General features: G+C 44.2%; 4 protein-coding genes. 3 read left to right on the top strand and 1 reads right to left on the bottom strand.

The annotated features are described in order from the left end of the window. On the bottom strand, positions 1-133 hold a 133-nt coding region (locus tag ACYQ2O_RS10015), incomplete at its 3' end, for a transposase (protein WP_459796535.1). A 278-nt stretch (positions 134-411) separates the two neighbouring features. On the opposite strand from ACYQ2O_RS10015, the gene ACYQ2O_RS10020 reads away from it, so the two are divergent. The 3 genes from ACYQ2O_RS10020 to ACYQ2O_RS10030 all read left to right on the top strand — a co-directional run bounded on the left by ACYQ2O_RS10020 (position 412) and on the right by ACYQ2O_RS10030 (position 5,137). Then, a complete protein-coding gene (locus ACYQ2O_RS10020; protein ID WP_346025519.1) occupies positions 412-2,094 on the top strand; it encodes a methyl-accepting chemotaxis protein in 1,683 nt (560 codons plus the stop codon). 715 nt (positions 2,095-2,809) lie between these two features. Beyond that, entirely contained in the window at positions 2,810-4,093 is a 1,284-nt protein-coding gene (locus tag ACYQ2O_RS10025) for a flavin monoamine oxidase family protein (RefSeq protein ID WP_459796533.1), read from the top strand. Positions 4,094-4,243: 150 nt separating this feature from the next. Then, entirely contained in the window at positions 4,244-5,137 is an 894-nt protein-coding gene (locus ACYQ2O_RS10030; protein WP_459796534.1) for a DUF4349 domain-containing protein, read from the top strand. Positions 5,138-5,986 lie beyond the last annotated feature (849 nt).

Below are 5,986 nucleotides of genomic sequence, written 5' to 3' on the forward strand. Positions count from 1 at the left end.
TGTCTTGAACTAATTTCTTGAACCGTTCTTCGAGAGAGGGATTCAAGAAAATCTTTCGTCTGTACCGAGGACAAAACACAAAATGATAGTTGATGAGGCTGACGGTTGTTTTAGTTCTACGGTAATTTTCCATGTATCCATTATACTCTATACGTGTATGAAAATATACCGAACATACTCAAAAAATATTCGAATATATCACAGGGCTTTCGAGTTCGCCAAAGCGAACCCTCATCCCTGCCGAGCTATCATCCCACGATTGAAACCGTGGGTTTTCTCGCTCGGAAAACTGATGAATTTTTTAAGTGAGAAAACTATCATTTAAGTTAATTAATAGCGAAAGATTCCGATAATAAATAAGTAGCCGCTGATAGTGGACTAACTTACATAGTACAAATTGGGGGAAGTAAATTGAAAATTACGACTAAATTATTGGGTTCTTTTCTGATACTGGCAGTCATCGTACTGGTATTAGGTGGCTTGTCGCTTTTCGGGCTTCAAAGGATGAACGATAATTCTAATGAACTCTATACGGAACGGGTACAGCCGACGATCATTCTATCTGAAATCGCTCAGCTGATGGAAAATACTCGGGTACATATGCTGACCGGGGTTATTAATGCTGATCCGTCAAGAGGAGAACCAGCTCTTGAAAATATCGATCGAATTGAGGAGCTGCTAGCTGAATATAGTAATCGCCAGCTTTATGACGAAGAAGCGGTCCTTGTCGACGAACTGAACAGAACGTGGGTCAACTACTCTGAAAATCTATATGAAACGGGAGATTCTCTGGCAGAACAGGACTTTACCGAAGCAATGAATGGGATTAGACGTGCGGGGGCCTGGTATGGTGCGGCGAATATGTATCTAGAAGAGCTATTGGAAATGAATGAGATTCTTTCATCAGAAGCCTTTGATCAGAACCAGTCTATCTTCACTAATTTAAGATATATAATAATCATTGCAAGTATCCTGGCCACAGCTTTTGCCATTGTGATTGGCCTGTTCATTGGACGAAATATTGGACGCCCGCTGACCTCCATCTCGAGCAAACTGAATGATGTTGCGGATGGAAAGCTGACGGGTCAGACGATTCGCACAAAACGTAAAGACGAAATCGGCATGCTTGAACAGGCAACCAACAAGATGCAGGAAGAGCTGCGTCACATCATTACCTCAGTATCGAACGCAACTCATCATGTCCTGAGTTCCAGTGAAGAACTGACTCAGTCCACAAACGAGGTTGTCCAGGGAGCTGATCAGATTGCGATAACTATGCAGGAGCTCGCATCCGGATCAGAATCACAGGCTACTTATACTAGCGATCTTTCAGAGAGTATGAGTGCATTCGTTCACACAATCGAGCAGTCAGTTGAGGAGAGTGAGCGTGTCTATCAGACGTCCACTAAAGTACGTGGCCTGACAGATGAAGGGCGTCTGATGATGGACTCCTCAGTCACACAAATGCAGACCATCGATGAGATTGTCAAGCAGTCTGTCGACGGAATGAGAGGATTTGATACAAAATCCAGTGAAGTGTCCGAACTGGTCACAGTCATTGAAGGAATTGCAGAACAGACGAATCTTCTGGCACTGAATGCGGCAATTGAAGCGGCACGTGCCGGTGAGCAGGGCAAAGGCTTCGCTGTAGTAGCTGATGAAGTCAGAAAACTGTCGGAAGAAGTGTCCGGTTCCGTTGTGGAAATTACTGACATCGTTAGACGCATGCAGGAAGAATCTGCACAAGTCGTTGGTGCACTGGAAAATGGGTACAGTGAAGTTCAGAAAGGAACTACACAGATTCAGAAGACCGGGAAGACCTTCAACAGCATTTCATCTTCAGTTGAACAAATGGAACGGACGATACGAAGAATTACTGAAAAGCTGGCAGACAACAAGGAACAAACGGTCAATATGAGTTCCAGTGTAGAAGAGATTGCGTCGATTTCTGAAGAGTCGGCTGCGGGTATCGAACAGACGTCGGCATCGGCTCAACAGTCAAACAGCACGATGCAGGAAGTCTCCGCAAGCTCAGAAGAACTGGCCCGTCTGGCAGAAGAACTGAACCAGCTGGTCGAGCGCTTCGAACTATAGGACTAGTAGAATAATAAGGAATTTAACCCGGATTGAGTGATCAGTTGATCGCCCCGTCCGGGTTTTACTGTGTGCAGGGCAGGAATGACATCAGTAGCAGAGGCTAAATGCAGTTGCGGAGGTCGTTTCGAGTCGAAGATGCAGTTATAAATCGTCTACTTATAGTTCAGCACAAACGGCTGGTACGGAAATGGAGGTAGAGTGATTCTAGTTATAGTTCAGGCGTCTCATTTAGATTAACTTGCCACTAGAAGGGGTCTAGAGGAAGCTTTGTGCGAGAAAAAGAATTAAGCTACAGCTAGAGGGGGCCTAATGATAGTTTAGCTTCATAGAAAGAAATAAACTACAGCTGAAAAGGATCTTATGACAGTTGCCCGCCAGAAAAAATATCGGAACTAAAAGTAAAACAAGACTACTGTGAGTTCAGCAGCATGGCACTCTCCTAAGGTGCAGCTATACAGGCATAACGACTAGTATACCTTGAATTACTCGACTCAAAAAGCAGGTAAAGCTCTTGAAGAATGTAGAATCTGCTCAGGCAGATTCAACTGCCTATAGATACACAGAACTAGCCATGAAACTCTACTCCTTTTCGGACGTTTTTAGTGAAGAAAGTCTGGCCTTAACTAAAGAGTGTGCTAAGATAAGGGTGAATAGGTAGAACATAATCACTTTGAATGATGCTTTGCCAGAAAGCGTTACGGGAGGTCACACAATGAGTAGAGAAACAGAAGCAGTGGAAGTCATTATTGTTGGAGCGGGATTAGCCGGTTTATCAGCCGCCCGTGTGGTTGATGGCAGCGGACTGAGTTACAAAATTCTCGAGGCAACAGACCGGGCCGGAGGAAAAGTTTATTCAGGATGTAACGAGCTGGGAGAGTATCCTCTGGAACTGGGAGCACAGTTTGTCAATAAGGATATGACTGAGCTGACCAGGCTAATTGAAGAAAGCGGGATGCATTTAAAGCGTACCGTTTCGAAGCCAGACAGTGTCTATCTGCACGCAAAAACACGGACGGACGTTGGCGCGTTCATCGAATCCGTCGATGAAGAAATTGTTCATAGCGAGACTGACACGCGTCTGTCCCTTGCCCAGACGATAGAAGATTGGGTAGAAAACGAACAGGAAGAAGCAATAGCCAAGAGTTTTTTCACTGAGGAATCAACGGTTAGTACCGAGCACATTCTTGCCGAAAGCTTTCTCGAAACGATTGAGCGGTACGCGTCTGAACTGGATGATCTTACACATCAGGCATCCGGGCAGCTCACACAGGTAGTCGATTATCTTTCGTCTCAGCTGAAAGAAGAGATTTTGTTCAACCATCCAGTTGAATCTGTTGAGTATGAAGATGGACTATATACATTAAATACGAGCAATGGGAAGAGTCATCATGCCAAAGCCGTCATATTTGCGATTCCTCCAACGGCCGGAAGCCGCATTAAGTTTCAGGAAGAGTTGAAGACTTATTACGAGCCATTTCTGACTAGCTACATCGATGGGTCAGTTATTAAAGTGTCTCTAACATATGAGCAACCATTCTGGCATCACTATGACATGAACGGGAAATCCGTTCCTGTAGAAGGAATCGTCTATGGTGATTACGATGGGCTGAGTGTTTCCGACTCTTCAAAGGAGGGAGACCATCCAAGATTGACTGCCTTTATTGGAGGAGATTTGGCGAAAGACTTGGTGGAGCGGTCAGAACAGGATCGTCATCAGTTTGTGCTGGATAGATTGAGAGACGTCCTGGGTGATCAGGTGGAGGAATACTTGGATTACAGAGAAAGCATCTGGGTCGACCATCCATATTATGGGGGAGGATATAGCGGGCAGGTGCATGTGGCGGGCTTACCGGAATCGCCTGATAAACTGCGAACGCCTTTTAAGTTATCTGTTTTTGCAAGTACAGAGTTGGCTGAAGCTTTTCCAGGCTTTATGGAAGGGGCACTCCGGTCAGGAAAGTCTGCAGCAGAGAAGATAATCGACCTGGTCGACTAATTAGAGAAACGTTGACTTAGTTATAATAATGAACCAGTAGACAGGGTGATGAACAACTATAGTTTTATGTTCATCACCCTGTGTTTTTTTCACAGACTTAGGCGTATGATGAGTGTAAATAATCAGATAAGAGATAAGGACTGAGTAGAGATGAAGTTAAAGCGGAGTATTTTACTTATGGCGGTCTTCCTTCTGACAGCCTGTGCGTCAGAATCCGACGGGGATATGAGCGATGAGTCGACAGGGTATGACGGTGGAGGAACCGCGGTGACGGAAGACTCGGCCGATATGGAAATGGCTGCAGAAATCGGGGAATCACCGGAGAGTTCAGGTGAACGGCTGATTGGAGAAAAAGTCATCCGTACAGCCAATATGGACTTTGAAACGGTCGAGTACACTGAGACGGTTACTTATATTCGCGATTTGGTCACGCGTCACGATGCATTCATCGAACATTCGTATGAATCCAGCCATACACCGGGCGGGGGAGCATCCAGACAGTATAGAATGATCGATTACACCCTGCGCGTCCCGACAGAACATCTGACGGCTTTTTTGAATGACTTGGAAGGTGTTCAGGCTCAAAAAATCAGTGAGCAGATGGGAACGGAAGATGTCACGCAGTTCTATAGAGAGACCGAAGCCAGAGTGCAAGTTCTGGAGAACAAGGAAGAACGGCTGAACGAGCTGCTGGATCGAGCCGAGACGATTGAAGAAATCATTCAGATCGAAGACAGTCTGAGTCAGACCATTGCAGAAAGAGAAAGTCTGCAGTCTCAGCTGGACTATTATGATGATCTGATCGACTATACTGTGGTGAGAATGACTATCACCGAACGCCCAAGAATTTCCGGTGACCGGGAAGAAGGACTCTCATTCCTTAGACGGGTGCAGGAAGCACTGACAGATTCATTCTTTGCCTTTTACTACATTGTGCAGGACATCATCATCTTCTTCATTTATGCGTTTCCTTATATTCTGGTACTCGGGCTGATTGGATTGGTCATCTGGCTTGTAGCTAAGCGTTTTAAACGTAGAAATTAAGTGGCTGACTATAAGAAGGTGAACTAACGGCCTATTCTAATTTCTAAAAGTAAAATAGTAGCTTCATTTTGTATAGATGTACAAAAGAGAGCTGCCATTTTACTTTTTTAATTTTTTAGAGTTGTTTGCTATGGAGATAATGGGCTTATTATTATACCCAGGGTTCTGACCTAGCTTTTTCTGCTGACTCGTGTCATGAACCGATTTGAGCAGCAGGGGAAATTACTCTTGGGCAGGAACTCAACTGGCATTTTTGCTTGAGTTGCCTGGCAAAGACTGTTTGGCCGGCAGCTCAGTTTGTTATGTTCAGTGAGTCCGGGTGTATGGGCAGTTGCACCTGAACCCAACAGAGAGACTAGCTGGAGTCTGGGGTCAAAAGTCATTAGACCTGGAACTCCAGATAAATTCCGAACTGAGTAACCGGTATACAATCGGTTAACCCATTACTCGCCGACTCAATTTTGTTCAGTTCACTCGCAAAGGAACTAAAAGCTTTTCAAGAAGGAACATATGCGCTCCCTAGCGCATATGAACAACTCAATAGAAGAATTTAGGGGCCTTTTTTTGATTACACTGCATTTGATTAGTGAAATAGAGGCAGATTACTTATAATTGAGTTAAGTGATTAGGTAACTCCCAATAATCTATGAAAAATTATGTTTCCCAAATTTCTCGTTGCTCGTATGATGATTTCTGTCGATGAAGGTAATATAATCCAATCATTGTCTGGATTAAACAGCTTTATAACAGATCCAGTAAAGCAACGAGAAGTATAAGAAGGCATGTTTAAAAAACTTCGTTTTTTTGAAGTTTTTCGAGATATGTAAAATCACTTCTACAGTATTAGTC

This window comes from Alkalibacterium sp. m-11, from assembly GCF_054658155.1.

Excerpts from the sequence above, each read along its gene's own strand:
- ACYQ2O_RS10025 (WP_459796533.1), top strand. The coding sequence starts at position 2,810 with ATGAGTAGAGAAACAGAAGCAGTGGAAGTCATTATTGTTGGAGCGGGA.
- ACYQ2O_RS10030 (WP_459796534.1), top strand. The coding sequence starts at position 4,244 with ATGAAGTTAAAGCGGAGTATTTTACTTATGGCGGTCTTCCTTCTGACA.